Origin of the sequence: Micromonospora sp. NPDC000663 (assembly GCF_042898105.1) — a bacterium.
Lineage (GTDB): Bacteria > Actinomycetota > Actinomycetes > Mycobacteriales > Micromonosporaceae > Micromonospora.
This window is the reverse complement of sequence record NZ_JBIAYR010000005.1, coordinates 340,629-355,612: the sequence shown is the minus strand read 5'-3', so window position 1 is coordinate 355,612 and position 14,984 is coordinate 340,629. Positions and strand designations below refer to the sequence as shown.

At 73.5% G+C, this 14,984-nt stretch carries 14 protein-coding genes; 5 read left to right on the top strand and 9 right to left on the bottom strand.

Annotated features, from left to right (window positions below):
• Nucleotides 1-122 precede the first annotated feature (122 nt).
• From ACFY1S_RS20180 to ACFY1S_RS20140, 9 genes are all read right to left on the bottom strand, one after another.
• Nucleotides 123-890 carry a methyltransferase domain-containing protein gene (locus ACFY1S_RS20180; RefSeq protein ID WP_387120082.1) on the bottom strand — a complete coding sequence of 256 codons (768 nt, stop codon included), beginning with the start codon at nucleotides 888-890 and terminating at the stop codon, nucleotides 123-125.
• Between the two features lie 9 nt (nucleotides 891-899).
• Nucleotides 900-1,826, bottom strand: coding sequence for a carbohydrate ABC transporter permease (locus ACFY1S_RS20175; RefSeq protein ID WP_387120080.1), 927 nt, complete (start codon nucleotides 1,824-1,826; stop codon nucleotides 900-902).
• Nucleotides 1,823-1,999 (bottom strand): hypothetical protein, encoded by a 177-nt coding sequence (locus ACFY1S_RS20170; protein WP_364366190.1) that lies wholly within the window; start codon nucleotides 1,997-1,999, stop codon nucleotides 1,823-1,825. Before ACFY1S_RS20170 ends, ACFY1S_RS20175 begins: the two co-directional genes overlap by 4 nt.
• On the bottom strand, nucleotides 1,996-2,943 hold the full coding sequence (locus ACFY1S_RS20165; protein WP_387120077.1) for a carbohydrate ABC transporter permease: 948 nt from the start codon (nucleotides 2,941-2,943) through the stop codon (nucleotides 1,996-1,998). Before ACFY1S_RS20165 ends, ACFY1S_RS20170 begins: the two co-directional genes overlap by 4 nt.
• A 5-nt stretch (nucleotides 2,944-2,948) precedes the next feature.
• A complete protein-coding gene (locus tag ACFY1S_RS20160; protein ID WP_387120074.1) occupies nucleotides 2,949-4,298 on the bottom strand; it encodes an extracellular solute-binding protein in 1,350 nt (449 codons plus the stop codon).
• 92 nt (nucleotides 4,299-4,390) lie between these two features.
• The gene (locus tag ACFY1S_RS20155; protein ID WP_387120071.1) at nucleotides 4,391-7,774 is read right to left on the bottom strand and encodes an error-prone DNA polymerase; all 3,384 of its coding nucleotides are present in this window, start codon (nucleotides 7,772-7,774) and stop codon (nucleotides 4,391-4,393) included.
• A gap of 165 nt (nucleotides 7,775-7,939) precedes the next feature.
• Entirely contained in the window at nucleotides 7,940-9,502 is a 1,563-nt protein-coding gene (locus ACFY1S_RS20150; protein WP_387120068.1) for a DNA polymerase Y family protein, read from the bottom strand.
• Nucleotides 9,499-10,224: a hypothetical protein gene (locus ACFY1S_RS20145; protein ID WP_387120065.1), complete on the bottom strand. Its 726-nt coding sequence runs from the start codon at nucleotides 10,222-10,224 to the stop codon at nucleotides 9,499-9,501. Before ACFY1S_RS20145 ends, ACFY1S_RS20150 begins: the two co-directional genes overlap by 4 nt.
• A 102-nt stretch (nucleotides 10,225-10,326) precedes the next feature.
• Nucleotides 10,327-10,776, bottom strand: a complete 450-nt coding sequence (locus ACFY1S_RS20140) for an SAV_6107 family HEPN domain-containing protein (RefSeq protein ID WP_139587588.1) — start codon at nucleotides 10,774-10,776, stop codon at nucleotides 10,327-10,329.
• A gap of 455 nt (nucleotides 10,777-11,231) precedes the next feature.
• Between ACFY1S_RS20140 and ACFY1S_RS20135 the strand changes: the two genes are divergently transcribed.
• The 5 genes from ACFY1S_RS20135 to ACFY1S_RS20115 are packed head-to-tail and all read left to right on the top strand — an operon-like array spanning nucleotide 11,232 to nucleotide 14,974.
• The gene (locus ACFY1S_RS20135) at nucleotides 11,232-11,720 is read left to right on the top strand and encodes a YbaK/EbsC family protein (protein WP_364362580.1); all 489 of its coding nucleotides are present in this window, start codon (nucleotides 11,232-11,234) and stop codon (nucleotides 11,718-11,720) included.
• A 38-nt stretch (nucleotides 11,721-11,758) separates the two neighbouring features.
• Complete coding sequence (locus ACFY1S_RS20130) at nucleotides 11,759-12,454, top strand: monooxygenase (protein ID WP_387120296.1); 696 nt, start codon at nucleotides 11,759-11,761, stop codon at nucleotides 12,452-12,454.
• Complete coding sequence (locus ACFY1S_RS20125; protein ID WP_364362579.1) at nucleotides 12,451-13,002, top strand: GNAT family N-acetyltransferase; 552 nt, start codon at nucleotides 12,451-12,453, stop codon at nucleotides 13,000-13,002. Before ACFY1S_RS20130 ends, ACFY1S_RS20125 begins: the two co-directional genes overlap by 4 nt.
• The gene (locus ACFY1S_RS20120; RefSeq protein ID WP_387120060.1) at nucleotides 12,999-13,853 is read left to right on the top strand and encodes a carotenoid biosynthesis protein; all 855 of its coding nucleotides are present in this window, start codon (nucleotides 12,999-13,001) and stop codon (nucleotides 13,851-13,853) included. The genes ACFY1S_RS20125 and ACFY1S_RS20120 overlap by 4 nt, the downstream gene beginning before the upstream one ends.
• Nucleotides 13,850-14,974 carry a glycosyltransferase gene (locus ACFY1S_RS20115; RefSeq protein ID WP_387120057.1) on the top strand — a complete coding sequence of 375 codons (1,125 nt, stop codon included), beginning with the start codon at nucleotides 13,850-13,852 and terminating at the stop codon, nucleotides 14,972-14,974. The genes ACFY1S_RS20120 and ACFY1S_RS20115 overlap by 4 nt, the downstream gene beginning before the upstream one ends.
• Nucleotides 14,975-14,984 lie beyond the last annotated feature (10 nt).

The window sequence follows — 14,984 nt, the reverse complement described above, 5'->3', positions numbered from 1 at the left end:
GCGACCAACCGGCCGGGCCGTACGCTCCACAGCCCCTACGACCACCAGTGGCACAGTCGGCTCGGCCGTGCGCACGGTGGCCCGGGGACCGTCAGCGGCGCGGGGGAACCACCGGGCGCGGTTCAGGCCGGTCGGCGGGCGAACAGGTGCAGCTGGGCGGCCAGGTCCCGGTACGGGGGCTGGGCCGCGAGCACGCGTTCCAACTCGACCAGGGCGGCGGACTGCCCGTCGGCGACGGCTGCCGGCAGCAGGTCGGCCAGCACGCGTACCCCGTGGATCTCCTCGACCACGAGCCCGGCGGCGGCGAGCAACGCGGCGGCGCCTGGGGCGTCGTAGCGACGGCGCAACGTGTCGCGCGGTCCGGCGGTGCCGGCCGGGTCGGCGGCCAGGACGGTCGCGACGTCCAGGTGGCCGTTCATCGCCCGGCCCAGCACGGCGGCTGCCCGGCCGGCCACCAGCACACTTGCCGCGCCGCCGGGACGCAGCGCGGTGGCCAGCGCGGTCACCACAGGCGTCGGGTCGTCGACGACCTCCAGCACGGCGTGGCAGAGAACGAGGTCGACGCCGGCCGGCTCGACCAGGCCGGCGAGGGCGTCGCCGTCGCCCTGCACGGCGGCGATCCGGTCGGCGACCCCGGCCTCGGCGGCCCGGCGGGTGAGCGCCGCGAGGGCGTCGGGGCTGGCGTCGACCACCGTGACGCGGTGCCCGGCGCTGGCCAGCGGGACGGCGAACCCGCCGGTGCCGCCGCCCACGTCCAGCACTGTGAGCTCGGTGTCGCCACGCCGGTCCAGCTCGGCGCGGAGCACCGACCAGATCACTGCGGTACGGGCGGTCAGCGGCGGCCCGGCGAACCGGCCTCGGGTCTGCTCCACCCGGTCGAGCCTAGTCACCCGGTCCAGTCAGCCCTTGCGGCCGGTGGTGGCGATGCCCTCGACGAAGTGCCGCTGGGCCAGGAAGAACAGAATGATCATCGGGATGGTGGCCAGTACGCTGCCGGCGAGGACGATCTCCCACTGCTGCTCCCCGCCGTAGCCGAACCTGTCGAGCACCACCTTGAGCCCGCGCGGCAACGTGTAGAGCTGCTCGTTGCGCAGATAGATCAGCGGCTTGAGCAGGTCGGTCCAGCTGGCCTTGAACTCGAAGACGAAGGCGACGAGCAGCGCCGGCCGGATCAGCGGGAAGGCCAGCTTCCAGAACAGCTGCGGGTAGCTCGCCCCGTCCATCCGGGCTGCCTCGAAGTACTCCCGGGGCAGCGAGAGCAGGAACTGCCGCAGCAGGAAGATGTAGAACGCCGAGCCGAACAGGTTGCCCGCCCAGAGCGGCACCTGGGTGTCGGTCAGGCCCAGCTCCGACCAGATCAGGTACGTGGGGATCATGGTGACCGCGAACGGCAGCATCATGGTGGCCAGCACGAGCCCGAAGAGCAGGTTGCGGCCGGGGAAGCGGAAGTAGGCGAAGCCGAACGCCACCCAGGCGCTGGAGAGCGTCACCGCCGCCGCGGCGGCCACACCAACCACCACGCTGTTGCCGAACCAGGTCAGCAGCGGCACGGCCCGCCACGCCTCGGCGTAGTTCTCCGGGGCGAACGGGGTGGGCAGGAAGCCGGGCGCGAAGACGTACTCGCGGGGGCGCAGCGAGGCGCTGACCAGCCAGACGAACGGCAGCATGAAGATGATCGCGGCGCCGACCAGCGCCGTCACGAACAGCACCCGGTGCCAGAGCGGCCGGCGTGCCTCCTCAGCGGGAGGGCGGCGCGCCGCCGCTCCGGCGCCCGGCTCGATGCCGGGCACCGGAGCGGCGGCGCTCCGTTCGACGGCGGTGGTCACGACTGTTCCCCGGCCGCTGGGTCCTCCTCGGCCCGGGACCGCCGTGCGTTGGCCACCGGACCGTCAGTGATCTCGTACTCGCGCGGCTCAAGGTGCTGCCCGGGCACCCAGCCCGAGGTCAGGCGGGTCCGTCGCGCGTTGGCCACCCCGTTGTGGCCGGTCATCGAAGTCACTGGTCTTCTCCCTCGTAGTACACGAACCGGTTGCTGAGTTTCACCTGCACCAGGGTGATCACCAAAATGATCGCGAAGAGCAGCCAGGCCATCGCCGAGGCGAAGCCCATGTGCAGGAACTGGAACGCCTCCTGGAACAGGTGGATGACGTAGAAGCTTGCCGCGTCGCTGTTGAATGTGTTCTGCGTCTCGCGGTTGCCGAAGTACATCGTGTAGACCTCGGTGAACATCTGCAGTGACGCGATCGTGTTGACGATCAGGGTGAAGAACAACGAACCCGAGATCATCGGCAGGGTGACCGCGCGGAACCGGGCCCAGGCGCCGGCGCCGTCGATGGCCGCCGCCTCGTACAGGTCACGGGGCACGTTCTGCAACGCCGCCAGGTAGATGATGACTGTGGAGCCGAGACTCCACAGGCTCATCAGGATGATGCCGGGCATCACCCAGTGCGGGTCGGTGGTCCAGCTCGGACCGTCGATCCCGACCAGGCCCAGCGCGCGGTTGATCAGGCCGTCCTGGGTGTTGAGCAGCAACAGGAACAGGATGCCGACGGCCACCGCCGGGGTCATCACCGGTAGGTAGAAGACGGTCCGGAAGAAGCCCTGCAACCGACCGACCCGCTTGAGCAGCAGCGCCAGGCCCAGCGAGATGATCATCACCAGCGGGACGTGCAGCGCCGTGTAGTAGACCGTGTTGCCCAGGCTGCGGGCCACCGACGGGTCGCTCATCAACTGCCGGTAGTTGTCCAACCCGGTGTACTCCGGTGGGTTGATCACGTCGTACTCGGTGAAGCTCAACCAGAGGCTGGCCACCATCGGCCCGGCGTAGAAGATCAAAAACCCGACGATCCACGGCGCCAGGAAGAGGTACGCCCAGCGGGCCTCCCGCCGGGCCAGCGGCGTACGACGCCGCCGGGCCGGGGCGGAAGCGGTGACGGTGGCCATCGTGGCTACTTCGCGGCCTTGTCGAGCGCCGCGGTGGCCTCCTGCTGGGCGCGCCGCAGGGCCTGCGCCGGCTGCTCCTGGCCCGCGAGCACCCGGTTGACCGCGTCGTAGTACGCCTTGTCGAACTCGGCGCCCGCAGGTGAGGCGGGCAGCGCGAACGCGGCGTCCTGCACCGAGCGGATGGTGGTCACGGCGTCGTCGAAGCGCTTGTTGCCGGTCGGCTGGTACAGCTCGTCGAAGATCTTCTTGTCGGCCTCGGCGTTGGCCGTGTAGAGGCCGGTGAACGGCTGGCCGGCGGCCTTACGGGCGTCCACCCGGGCCTTCGCGGCGGCCATCCAGGTGTCGGTGGCGGTCATCTGCTTGACGAACGCGCACGCCGCGTCCGGGTTCTTCGCGCCCTTGGTGATCACCCAGGCCTGGCCACCGGACTGGGTCAGCGGCTTGCCCTGCCGGTCGGTGAACGGCTTGACCACCAGCTCGACGTCCGGGCTGTTCTTGGCGGCCTGGTTGAGGAACCACTCCTCCATCGGCCAGGCCACGATCTGCTTCTTGGAGAGCGGGTTCTGGGCGCCGAAGAAGTCGAAGGTGTCCCGGAAGGACTTGAACTTGCCCCAGCCGCCCTGCTGCTGGATGAGGTTGACTCCGGTGGTCAGCGCCTCGACCACCCTGGGGTCGTCCAGGTGGGCGGTACGACCGTCGGCGGAGAGCATGTCGGCGCCGTTGGCCTTGGCCCACATCGGCAGGAACTCGGGGATCTTCGGGTCGATGCCGATGCGCGACAGCCGGCCGCCGGAGACCGTGGTCAGCTTGGCGTTGAGGCCGGGCAGCGCGGCCCAGTCGGCGAGGTTCACCTGGTCGACGGTCATCCCCGCCTGCTTGAGCAGCCCCTCGTTGAGGTAGACCACCCGCACCGTGGAGAACTCCGGAATGCCGTAGACGGTGTCGTCGAGGGTGACCTGGGCGCGGGCGGCCGGCCGGTACTGGTCCAGGTTGATGTCCTGCTTCTTGACGCAGTCGGTGAGCGGCTGGATCGAGCCGCGCTTGGCGTACGTGCCGATCAGCTTGCGGTCCATGTAGACCAGGTCCGGTGGGTTGCCGGAAGCGACAGCGGAGAGGAACTGCTGCTCGTCGAAGGCACCCTCGGTGACCTTCAGCTCGACGTCGGGGTGGTCCCGCTTGAACGCGTCGATCCGCGTGGTGGCGATCTCGTCGGAGAAGCCGAACCCCATGGTGCTGAGCGCGCCCTTGGTGGCGGTGCCGCCCTTCTCGTCGTCGCCACCGCCGACTCCCCCACACCCGCTGAGTGCAAGGGTGAGCACCCCGACGAACGCGGTCGCCCGCAGTTTCCGTGACATGAGACCTCCCCGAACGACGCGGGCCACCTTGCCCGCGACCTGCACTTCTCCCCAGGCGGGATTCTTAAACGTGCAAGGCCGACGTCTGCTGCTCAGCGGAAATCGCGGGAGGCGGGCCTGACCGGTGGCTCGATGGCGTCCAGCCGGTCGGCCACCAGGTTGGTCACCCCCTCGTGGCGCTGCAACCGCCCCCGCACCACGAGCGCGGCGCTGGTCCGGGCCACCCGCCGGTAGCGCTGCCACAGCCCCGGCGAACAGGTGACGTTGAGCATCCCGGTCTCGTCCTCCAGGTTGAGGAAGGTCACCCCGCCCGCGGTCGCCGGGCGCTGCCGGTGGGTGACGATGCCGCCGACCCGGATCCGCTGCCCCGGCTCCACCCGGCCCAGCCGGGCGATCGGCACCGCGCCGAGCACGTCGAGCTGCCCCCTGATGAACCGGGCCGGATGGCTCTCCGGCGACAACCCGGTGGCCCACACGTCGGCGACCAGCCGGTCCACCGCCTCCATCCCGGGCAGCATCGGCGCCGCCGCGCCGCTCACCGTGCCGGGGAGTCGACCCGGACGGTCCTGGGCCGCCGCACCGGCGCCCCACAGCGCCTCCCGCCGGGTCAGCCCGAAACAGGCGAAGGCGTCCGCGGTGGCCAGCGCCTCCAGCTGCGCGGCGGTGAGACCGACCCGCCGGGCCAGATCCGGCATGTCACGGTACGGCCCGCCGGCCGCCCGCTCGGCCTCGATGCGCTCGGCCACCTCGGATCCGAGGGTACGCACGCTGGACAGCCCCAACCGGACCGCCGGGCCGCCCAGCCCCCAGGCGTGCGGCGGCTCCCCCGGCCCGCTGCCCCACCGGGTGTCCGGGGTGGACTCCAGCACCGCCTTCGCGCCGCTGGCGTTGATGTCCGGGCGGCGGACCTCCACCCCGTGCCGGCGGGCGTCGTCGACGAGGGTCTGCGGCGAGTAGAAGCCCATCGGCTGGGCGTTGAGCAGCGCCGCCAGGAACGGCGCCGGGTGGTAGCGCTTGAGCCAGGAGCTGGCGTACACCAGGTAGGCGAAGCTCATCGCGTGGCTCTCCGGGAAGCCGTAGCTGGCGAACGCGGTGAGCTTGCGGTAGACGTCGTCGGCCAGCTCGCCGGTGATGCCCCGCTCAGCCATCCCGGCGTAGAGCCGGTCGGCGATGCGGGCCATCCGCTCGACCGAACGCTTCGCGCCCATCGCCCGGCGCAGCTGGTCGGCCTCGGCCGCGTCGAAGCCGGCCAGGTCGATGGCGAGCTGCATCAACTGCTCCTGGAACAACGGCACGCCCAGGGTCTTCTCCAACGCGTTGCGCATCAGCGGGTGCGCGAAGGTCACCGGCTCCTGGCCGTTCTTGCGCCTGATGAACGGGTGCACCGAGCCGCCCTGGATCGGGCCGGGCCGGATCAGCGCCACCTCGACCACCAGGTCGTAGAACTCGCGGGGTTTGAGCCGGGGCAGGGTGGCCATCTGGGCGCGACTCTCCACCTGGAACACCCCTACCGAGTCGGCCCGGCAGAGCATGTCGTAGACCTCCGGGTCGTCCAGCGTCATGTCACCGAGGTCGAGCCGGGACCCGATCATGTCGTAGCCGTAGTGCAGCGCCGACAGCATGCCGAGGCCGAGCAGGTCGAACTTGACCAGGCCGACCGCCGCGCAGTCGTCCTTGTCCCACTGCAGGACGCTGCGCCCCGGCATCCGCCCCCACTCCACCGGGCACACCTCGATCACCGGCCGGTCGCAGATCACCATGCCGCCGGAGTGGATGCCCAGGTGCCGGGGGAACGTCTGCAACTCGTTCGCGTACTCCACCACCTGCTCGGGGATGTCCTCGACGTCGACGGTGGCGACCGAACCCCACCTGTCGATCTGCTTGCTCCAGGCGTCCTGCTGCCCCGGCGAGAAGCCGAACGCCTTGGCCACGTCCCGTACCGCCGAGCGGGGCCGGTAGGAGATCACGTTGGCGACCTGGGCGGCGTGCTCCCGGCCGTAGCGGGTGTAGACGTGCTGGATCACCTCCTCCCGCCGGTCGGACTCGATGTCCACGTCGATGTCCGGAGGGCCGTCCCGCTCCGGGGCGAGGAAGCGCTCGAAGAGCAGCCGGTGCCGGACGGCGTCCACGTTGGTGATTCGCAGCGCGTAGCAGACCGCCGAGTTGGCCGCCGAGCCCCGGCCCTGGCAGTAGATGTCCTGCTCGCGGCAGAACGAGACGATGTCGTAGACCACAAGGAAGTAGCCGGGGAAGCCCAACTCCTCGATCATGTTCAGTTCGTGGTCGAGCTGCGCGTACGCCGTCGGGTGCGCCTGCGGCGGCCCGTAACGCTCCCGCGCCCCGTCGGCGGTCAGCTTGCGCAGCCAGCTCATCTCGGTGTGCCCCGGCGGCACCGGGTACGCCGGCAGCTGCGGTGCGACGAGCTGGAGGTCGAAGGCCAGCTCCGCGCCGAACTCGGCGGCCCGCGCCACCGCGCCGGGGTACGCGGCGAACCGGGCCGCCATCTCCGCGCCGCTGCGCAGGTGGGCGGTGGCCGCCGCGGGCAGCCAGCCGTCGATCTCGTCCAGGCTGCGCCGGGCCCGGACGGCGGCGACAGTGGTGGCCAGCCGACGCCGGCCAGGGCTGGCGTAGTGCACGTTGTTGCTGGCCACCGTCGGCAGCCCGGCCGCCGCCGCCAGGTCGGCGAGCGCGTCGTTGCGGTCGGCGTCGACGGGATGCCCGTGGTCGGTCAGCTCCACCGCCACCGTCTCCGCGCCGAAGAGCGCGGTCAGCCGGTCCAACTCGCGGGCCGCCGCGTCCACCCCCTCGGTGAGCAACGCCCCCGGCACGTGCCCCTTGCGGCAGCCGGTCAGCACCAGCACGTGGTCACGCAGCTCGGCGGCGACCTCCTCCAGGTCCCCGTACACCGGGCGGCCCTTCTCCCCGCCGCGCAGCTGGGCGCGGGCGATGGTGGTCGCCAGCCGGGCGTACCCCTCGTGGCCGTGCGCGAGCACCAGCAGGTGCGCGCCGTGCGGGTCGGGTTCGCCGTTCTGCGGGCCGGGCAGCCCGAGGGAAAGCTCCGCGCCGAAGATGGTCGGCAGGCCCAGCGTGCGGGCCGCCTCGGCGAAGCGGACCACCCCGTAGAAACCGTCATGGTCGGTGACGGCGAGCGCGGTGAGCCCCAGCCGGGCGGCCTCCTCGGCCAGCTCCTCCGGGTGGCTGGCGCCGTCGAGGAAGCTGAAGTTGGTGTGCGCGTGCAGTTCCGCGTACGGCACCACGCCGTCGGGGCGGGCCAGCTCCGGCGGCTGGTACTGCTCGCGCCGGCGACTCCAGGCCGGGGAGTCTCCCCCGTCGGCGTCCACGGCGAGCGGGTCCACCACGTGCAGGTGGCGCTCCTCGCGCGGCCGCCCGCCGCCCGACCGGCCGGAGCCGCCGCCCCGCCCGGAGAGCACCCGTTCCAGCTCGGACCAGGGCATCTTCGGGTTGTGAAAGCTCATCGGGCTGCCCTCACGGGTGCCCGGACCCCGACGGCCGGATCCGCCGGTGAGCGATATACCTGAGAGTCATAAATATGCCTGACAGTCATATCGCTCGCCGGGCCATCCGCTCCCGACGGAGAACGGACCACGGTCGACGGACCGTCTGCGCAGCGAGACCACCCCTCAGTCATAGATCGCCTCCACCAGCCACTGCCCAGCCTCGACGGCCAGCAGCAGGGCGGCACCGTCGGCCAGGCTGACCTGGAACCGGGCCCGGCGGCGGGCCTCGGCCGGCGCCCACCACCGCTCGTCCACCGGCCACGGGCCGGCCCAACCCACGATCTCCGCCGGTCGGCCGGCACCGACCACCAGCCGGGCGGGGGCGGCGCTCACCGCCAACCGCGCGCTGATCACCACCGGCTCACCGGCGGCGTCGTGCACGGTCGCGGCGAGAGGGCTGGGCAACACCACGGCGGGCGCGGGCGGTGGCAGCCGACCCGGCCACGGCGGAGCGCCGGGGCGGGCGGGCAGGCGTTCGTCGCCCCACGGCACGAGTCGCACCTGGTCGGCCGGGGAACGCCCACCGCCGAGCACCGCCGTGACCACCGCCTCCGGGCCGAGGATGCCCTGCACCCGGCTCAACGCCCGGTGCGCCCGCTCCCGCTCCTCGCCGGTCTCCCCCCAGAGGCCGGTCTGCAGACCGGCCTGGGCGATGACCCCGTCCGGGATCAGTCGCAACCGGATGATGCCGGACGACGGCCGGGCCGGTCGGGCACCGGCGCGGCCGTTGCTGCCGGAGAGCCAACCGTCGAGCTGCCAGCGCACCCGGTCGGCGATGGCGGAGGCGGTGAGCAGCCCGTCGTGCCGCCACACCCGGTGCAGCTCCTGCCCGTGCGCGGTGACCGCCTCGATGCCGAGCCGGGTGCAGGCCAGCCCGTGCCCGGCCAGCCGGTCGTGCAACTGCTCGGCCAGCGCGCGGGCGGCGAACGCCGCCGCGTCGACCCGGTCGACCGGATCGTCGTACTCGCCGGTCACCGTCAGGTCGGCCGGTGGCTGCCGGACGGCGAGCGGGCGGTGGTCACGCCCGGCGGCGAGCCGGTGGGCCAGCGCGCCGTCGAACCCGAACCGGGCCAGCACGTCACCGGCCGGCAGCGCGGCGAAGTCGCCGAGGGTCCGCACTCCCAGCCGGCGCAGCAGGTCCGCCAGCGCGGAGCGGCCGAGCGCCTCGACCGGCAGCCCGGCCAGGAACTCAGGTGTGCCGCCCGGCGCCACCACCCGACCGGCACGGGCGGCCAGCCCTGCGGCGAACACCCCGTCGGCGATGCCGACCTGGCTCTCCACCAGGCACGACTGGGCGACGTGCTCGATGATCCGTTCGGCGGCCGCCTCCTCACCACCGAGGTAACGGCTCGGCCCCCGGGCCGCCACCGCGCAGGACCCCGGACGCACCACCTCGACACCGGCGACCAGCTCCTCCACCGCGGCGACCACCGGCTCGAACGCCCGGGCGTCCCGGCCGGGGTCGTACTCCACTACCGTCAACTGTGGGCAGCGGCCCTGCGCCTCCCGTTTGCGCAGCCCTCGACGGACCCCCTCGGCGCGGGCACGCTCGGAGCAGGCGACCACCCGGTTGGCGTGCAGTACGGCGACCGGGCCGGTGGCCGGCACCCCCTCGACGATCTCGGCGGCGAGCACGGGCCAGTCCGGGCACCACAGCAGCAGGGTCCGTGCCGGTGAGCCGGTCATCCCCGCCCGACCAGGGCCAGCGGCACGGCCTGTCGACCCCTGGCCGACCGCACCGTCCGGGGGATCACCCGGGTGAGCTCGTCACCAGGGAGCCAGACCTTGATCTCCTTGGGCCGGGCGGCCGCCCCGCGCCCGCGCGCCGAGACGGTGACCTCCCGGCGGCGCAACCTCCCCCGGCCCTGCCCGAGCCCCTCCCAGACCCCACGGACCACCTGCAACGTCACGTCCGCGCCGTCCCACCGGCCGTACGGGACCAGCACGCTGCCGCGCTGCCGGGCCCGGGCGGCCAGCCGGGTGGCGACCGAGGCGGAGACCGTGGCCGGGACGCTGGTCACCACGACATCCACCCCGTCGATCAGCGCGGCGACCACTGTGGCCCACTCGGGGCCGGGATTCGGCACCAGGGCCAGCCGATCCAGGGCGATACCCAGTTCGGCGGCCGCGCCCGCACCGAAGGTCGGCACACCCACCACGGCACACCAGGAGCCGGCCCGGGACGCCTCGGCAAGCAGGGCCAGCACCAGCGAGGTGCCGCCGCTGCGCCGAGGTTGACCTGCGGCGACCGCGATGGTGCTGCCCCGGCGCAGGCCCCGGTTGGGCAGCAGACCCGTCAGCTCGGGTGTCACCGGCAGCACCCGGTGGCCACCGACCGGATCGGGTGCGCTCGCCGGACGTACCAGATCGGCAAGCGCGGCGGAACCGACCACCATGCGGCCCGCCATTGGACCAACTCCCCCGTCGTTGCTGTGGATCAGATCAGGACCGGCACGCTGTGACGCCGGCCGCCCGGCTCCCCCCGCCGGGCGGCCGGCGTCACGGCGGGATCATGCGGCGAGGCCGTCCAGGGTGGGTTGGTGGGCCATGCCGAGCGCGGTCTCCACCACCGTGACGAACTGCTCGGCGGCGCGGAGCAGGTCGTCGGCCTCCCGGGCGCTGACCACCCGGGGGATGCCGGCCTCGGCGGCGGCCCGCTTGCTGGCCCCCGCGGCGAAGAACCGGGCCCACTCGTCGAGCTCGGGGGCGACGGCGCAGAGCAGGACCCAGACGCTGGTGATCCGGTTACGGCGGCTCGGCGCGGGCCGGGCGCGGGCGGCGAGCAGGGCGGCCGCCGCACGCAGCGCCGCCAGGTGGGCGGCCGCGTAACGCAGGCCGTCGGGGCGGGTCTGGCCAGCCTCGACCAGCCCGCGCCGGGCCAACGTGAGGAGCTGGGCAGGGGTGCGGTGCGGCAGCACGTGCGCCGGCACCGTCGGTGCCTGAGCCGGGTTGGTCGGCATGGACTGTCTCCTCCACGTGGCCGGGCGTCGCCTCCGGCGCGGTGGAGCCGCCGATGAGACGCCGAGTCGGTGTGGTGCGGAGGAAGACGCACCGGGTGTGGCCGGCCGGGTGTGGATGCTTCCCCACACCACACCCGGCCGGCGTACCGGCGGGTTCGTCGCCCGCCGCCCGGGGGTCGTGGGCGGCGGGCGACGCTCCTGCCTGATGGGACCGGGCTCGCGACTGCCCGGAAACCCAGGTGCGGCCCGCGGAGCCGCACCGCCCGGAGCTGGCGCCGCGAAACACCTCGCTCCGGCTGGTTGGAACGGGCGTTCGAGGCAATCGAACACTCGTTCTAACTGCTGCTGACAGTACACCTTCCCTCCGACGAAAATGCAACGTGTGACGCGCCGCGGCTCGCCGTCCGGGCGCACCGGGGTGAACGGGCACCGGACGGACCGGGAAGAATGTCCCCATGCAGCCACACCCGAACGTACGGGCGGTGCAGGACGCGCTCACCGCCGCCGGCACGCGCAACGGCGTCGGCGAGCCCAGCACCGTCCGCCTGCTACCGGACGCGGTGCACACCGCGGCGGCCGCCGCCGAGGCGCTCGGCGTCGAGGTCGGCCAGATCGCCAACTCGCTGATCTTCGACGCGGACGACGAGCCCCTGCTCGTGCTCACCTCCGGCGCGCACCGGGTGGACACCGCCGGCCTGGCCGCGTCGATAGGGGTCACCCGGCTGCGCCGGGCCACCCCGGAGTTCGTCCGGACGCACACCGGGCAGCCGATCGGCGGGGTCGCCCCGCTCGGGCACCCGCGAGCACTGCGCACCCTGGTGGACACGGCCCTGGCGGCGTACCCGGAGATCTGGGCCGCCGGCGGCGTACCGCAGGCGGTCTTCCCGACCACCTACACCGAACTGCTGCGGGTCACCTCCGGCACCCCGGCCGAGGTGGCGTGAGCACCACTCCGGAGCTGGTCACCCTGCACGTGTGGCGGATGCCCCGCAGTGCGCTGCCCCGGGCGCTGACCCGGATGGCGGTGGACCCGCGCCGCCTGCGCGCCCTGCCGGGCGTCCGGTTCGGCAAGCTGCTGGGCACCGGGACCGGCACCAGCTTCGGGCCAGGTGACGCCGACCTCACCCGCTGGGCGGCGCTCACCGTCTGGGACTCCCCCGCGGCGGCGGCCGGCTTCGACGACTCACCTGTCGGACGCTCCTGGGCACGCATCGCCCACGCCGCCGCCCGGGTCGACCTGCGACCGCTGAGCAGCCGGGGCGAGTGGTCCGGTCAGCGGCCGTTCGGCGACCCACCGGGCGGACGGGTCACCGGGCCGGTGCTGGCGCTGACCCGGGCGCGCCTGCGGGCCCGCCGTGCGGCCACCTTCTGGCGGGCGGTCCCGCCGGTGGCGGCGGCCCTGCACGAGGCACCCGGACTGCTGGCCCGGTTCGGCGTCGGCGAGGCGCCGCTGGGATGGCAGGGCACGGTGAGCGTGTGGCGCGACCCGACGGACCTGGTGGCGTTCGCGTACCGTCACCCGGAGCACCGGGCGGCGATCATGCGTACCCCCACCGCGGGCTGGTACGCCGAGGAACTGTTCGCCCGGTTCGAGGTGCGCGAGGTGGTCGGCGACCGGACGGTGCTCGGGTGGGTCGCCGACGGCGATCCGGGAACGGTGAAGGGTGGACGGGCATGAGGTTGGTGCGCTGGACGCCGGACGATCTGGTCCGGCGGCTGGACGACGTGGTGGCCGTCTACGGCGAGGCGATGGGATACCGCACCGACCTGCTGGAAGCCCGGCGCGGCTACATCGCCACCCACGTCCGCCGTCCCGGGTTCCGGGCCGTGGCGAGCCTGACCAGCGAGGGTCACCTGGCCGGCTTCGGCTACGGCTACCTGGGCGCCGCCGGTCAGTGGTGGCACGACCAGGTGCACCGGGCGTTGGACGCGCCGGCCCGCAAGCGGTGGCTCACCCACTGCTTCGAGGTGGTCGAGCTGCACGTCAGGCCACCGGCGCAGGGGCACGGCCTGGGCGCCGGCCAACTGCGGGCGCTGCTCGGCATGGCCGAGGGCGACACGACGCTGCTGTCCACCCCGGAGGCCGTGGAGCAGACCTCCCGGGCCTGGCGGCTGTACCGGCGGTTCGGCTTCGTCGACGTGCTGCGCGACTTCCACTTCCCCGGCGACGAGCGGCCGTTCGGCGTACTCGGTCGGGACCTGCCGCTCGAGCCCCCCGCGGCATGACCCGACGGATCTCCTGGGCGCTGCTCGCCGTCCTGGTGCTCGCCCAGATCTGCTACCCGCTGACCACAGGCGCCACCCGGGCCGGGCTGACCGTGGCCACGGTGGTGATCGGCTGGCTGCTCTCGGTGGGCCACGCCCTGCTCAGCCGGGGTCCCCGGGTCGCGGCGGCGCTTGTCGCGGTGGCCACCGGTGGTGGGTTCGCGATCGAGGCGATCGGGGTGGCCACCGGTGTGCCGTTCGGCAGCTACGACTACTCGGGTGAGCTGGGCCCCAAACTGGCCGGGGTGCCGCTGATCATCCCGCTGGCCTGGACCTGGATGGCCTGGCCGGCCTGGCTGGCGGCGGTCCGGCTGACCGGCGGCGGTTCGACGGCCGGCGGCGCCGGTTCGACGGCCGGCCGGTGGGTGGGGCGGATCGCGCTGGCCACTGTGGGGCTGGCCGCCTGGGATCTCTTCCTCGACCCGCAGATGGTGGCCGAGGGCTACTGGGTGTGGCGGGACGCCGTCCCGGCGCTGCCCGGCCTGCCCGGCATCCCGGTCAGCAACTACCTGGGCTGGCTGCTCTTCGCGGTGCTGATGATGAGCGCGCTGCGCCCGCTGGCCGGCCCGACCGTGGAGCACACCGACCGGCGGGACCACCCGATGGTCGCGCTGTACCTGTGGACGTACTTCTCCAGCATCCTGGCCCACGCGGTCTTCCTCGACCTGCCCGCCTCGGCGCTGTGGGGTGCCGCCGGCATGTCGGTGACCGCCGTGCCGCTGGTGGTCACCCTGCTGCGCGACCGCCGGAGCCGCGACGCGGACCGGGAGGCCCACGAGCCGCGCCGCACAGGCGTCGACGCCACCCGATGACCGTTCTGCTCGCCCTGCTGCTCGCCGTCGCCGCGTTGACCGGGCACACGTGGCTCAACGCCGCCCGCTGGCTGCGTCGGCCCACCGACCGGCCCGACGAGGTCGACGAGCCGGTGGCCGTGCTGCTGCCGCTTCGCGACGAGGCCGCCCGGGTCACGCCCTGCCTGCGTGCCCTGCTCGCCCAACGCGGCGTACCCGGACTGCGCGTCGTGGTCCTCGACGACGGGTCCACCGACGGCACCGCCGACGTGGTGCGCGCGGTGGTCGGCGACGACCCCCGGGTGACACTGCTCACCGGGGTCGCCCCGCCGCCGGGCTGGCTGGGCAAACCCCACGCCTGCTGGCAGCTGGCCACCCGGGCCGACCCGGCCGCCACCGCGCTGGTCTTCGTCGACGCCGACGTGGTGCTCGCCCCGCACGCCGTGGCGGCCGCCGTCACCGAGCTGCGCGCCGCCCGCGCGACCCTGCTGTCGCCGTACCCCCGGATCGTGGTGGCGACGGCGGCCGACCGGCTGGTCCAGCCGCTGTTGCAGTGGCTCTGGCTGACGTTCCTGCCGCTGCGCGCGATGGAGCGCTCGCCGCGGCCGTCGCTGGCCGCGGCGGGCGGGCAGTTCCTGGTGGTGGACCGGGCCGGCTACACCGCCGCCGGCGGGCACGCCGCGGTCGCCGACAAGATCCTTGAGGACGTCGAGCTGGCCCGGGCGGTCAAGCGGGCCGGCGGGCGGATCGCCCTGGCCGACGGCTCCCGGCTGGCCACCTGCCGGATGTACGACGACTGGCCGCAGCTGCGCGACGGGTACTCGAAGTCGCTCTGGGCGTCGTTCGGGCACCCGGGCGCGGCGGCGGCCGTGGTCGCGGCGCTTCTGCTGCTCTACACCGCCCCGCCGCTTGTCGCGGTGGGGTTCGCCACGACGGCTCCCCGGGTGTCAATGGTTGCGCTCATCGCATACCTGCTCGGGGTGACCGGGCGGGTCCTGACCGCGCGGGCCACCGGGGGCCGGTGGTGGCCCGACGCGCTCGCACACCCCGTGTCGGTCGTGGTCCTCGGTTGGTTGACCGTACGGTCGTACCATCTGCGGAAGCGACGCCGCCTGACCTGGCGGGGCCGCCCGGTCAGCTAGGAGGGCGCGG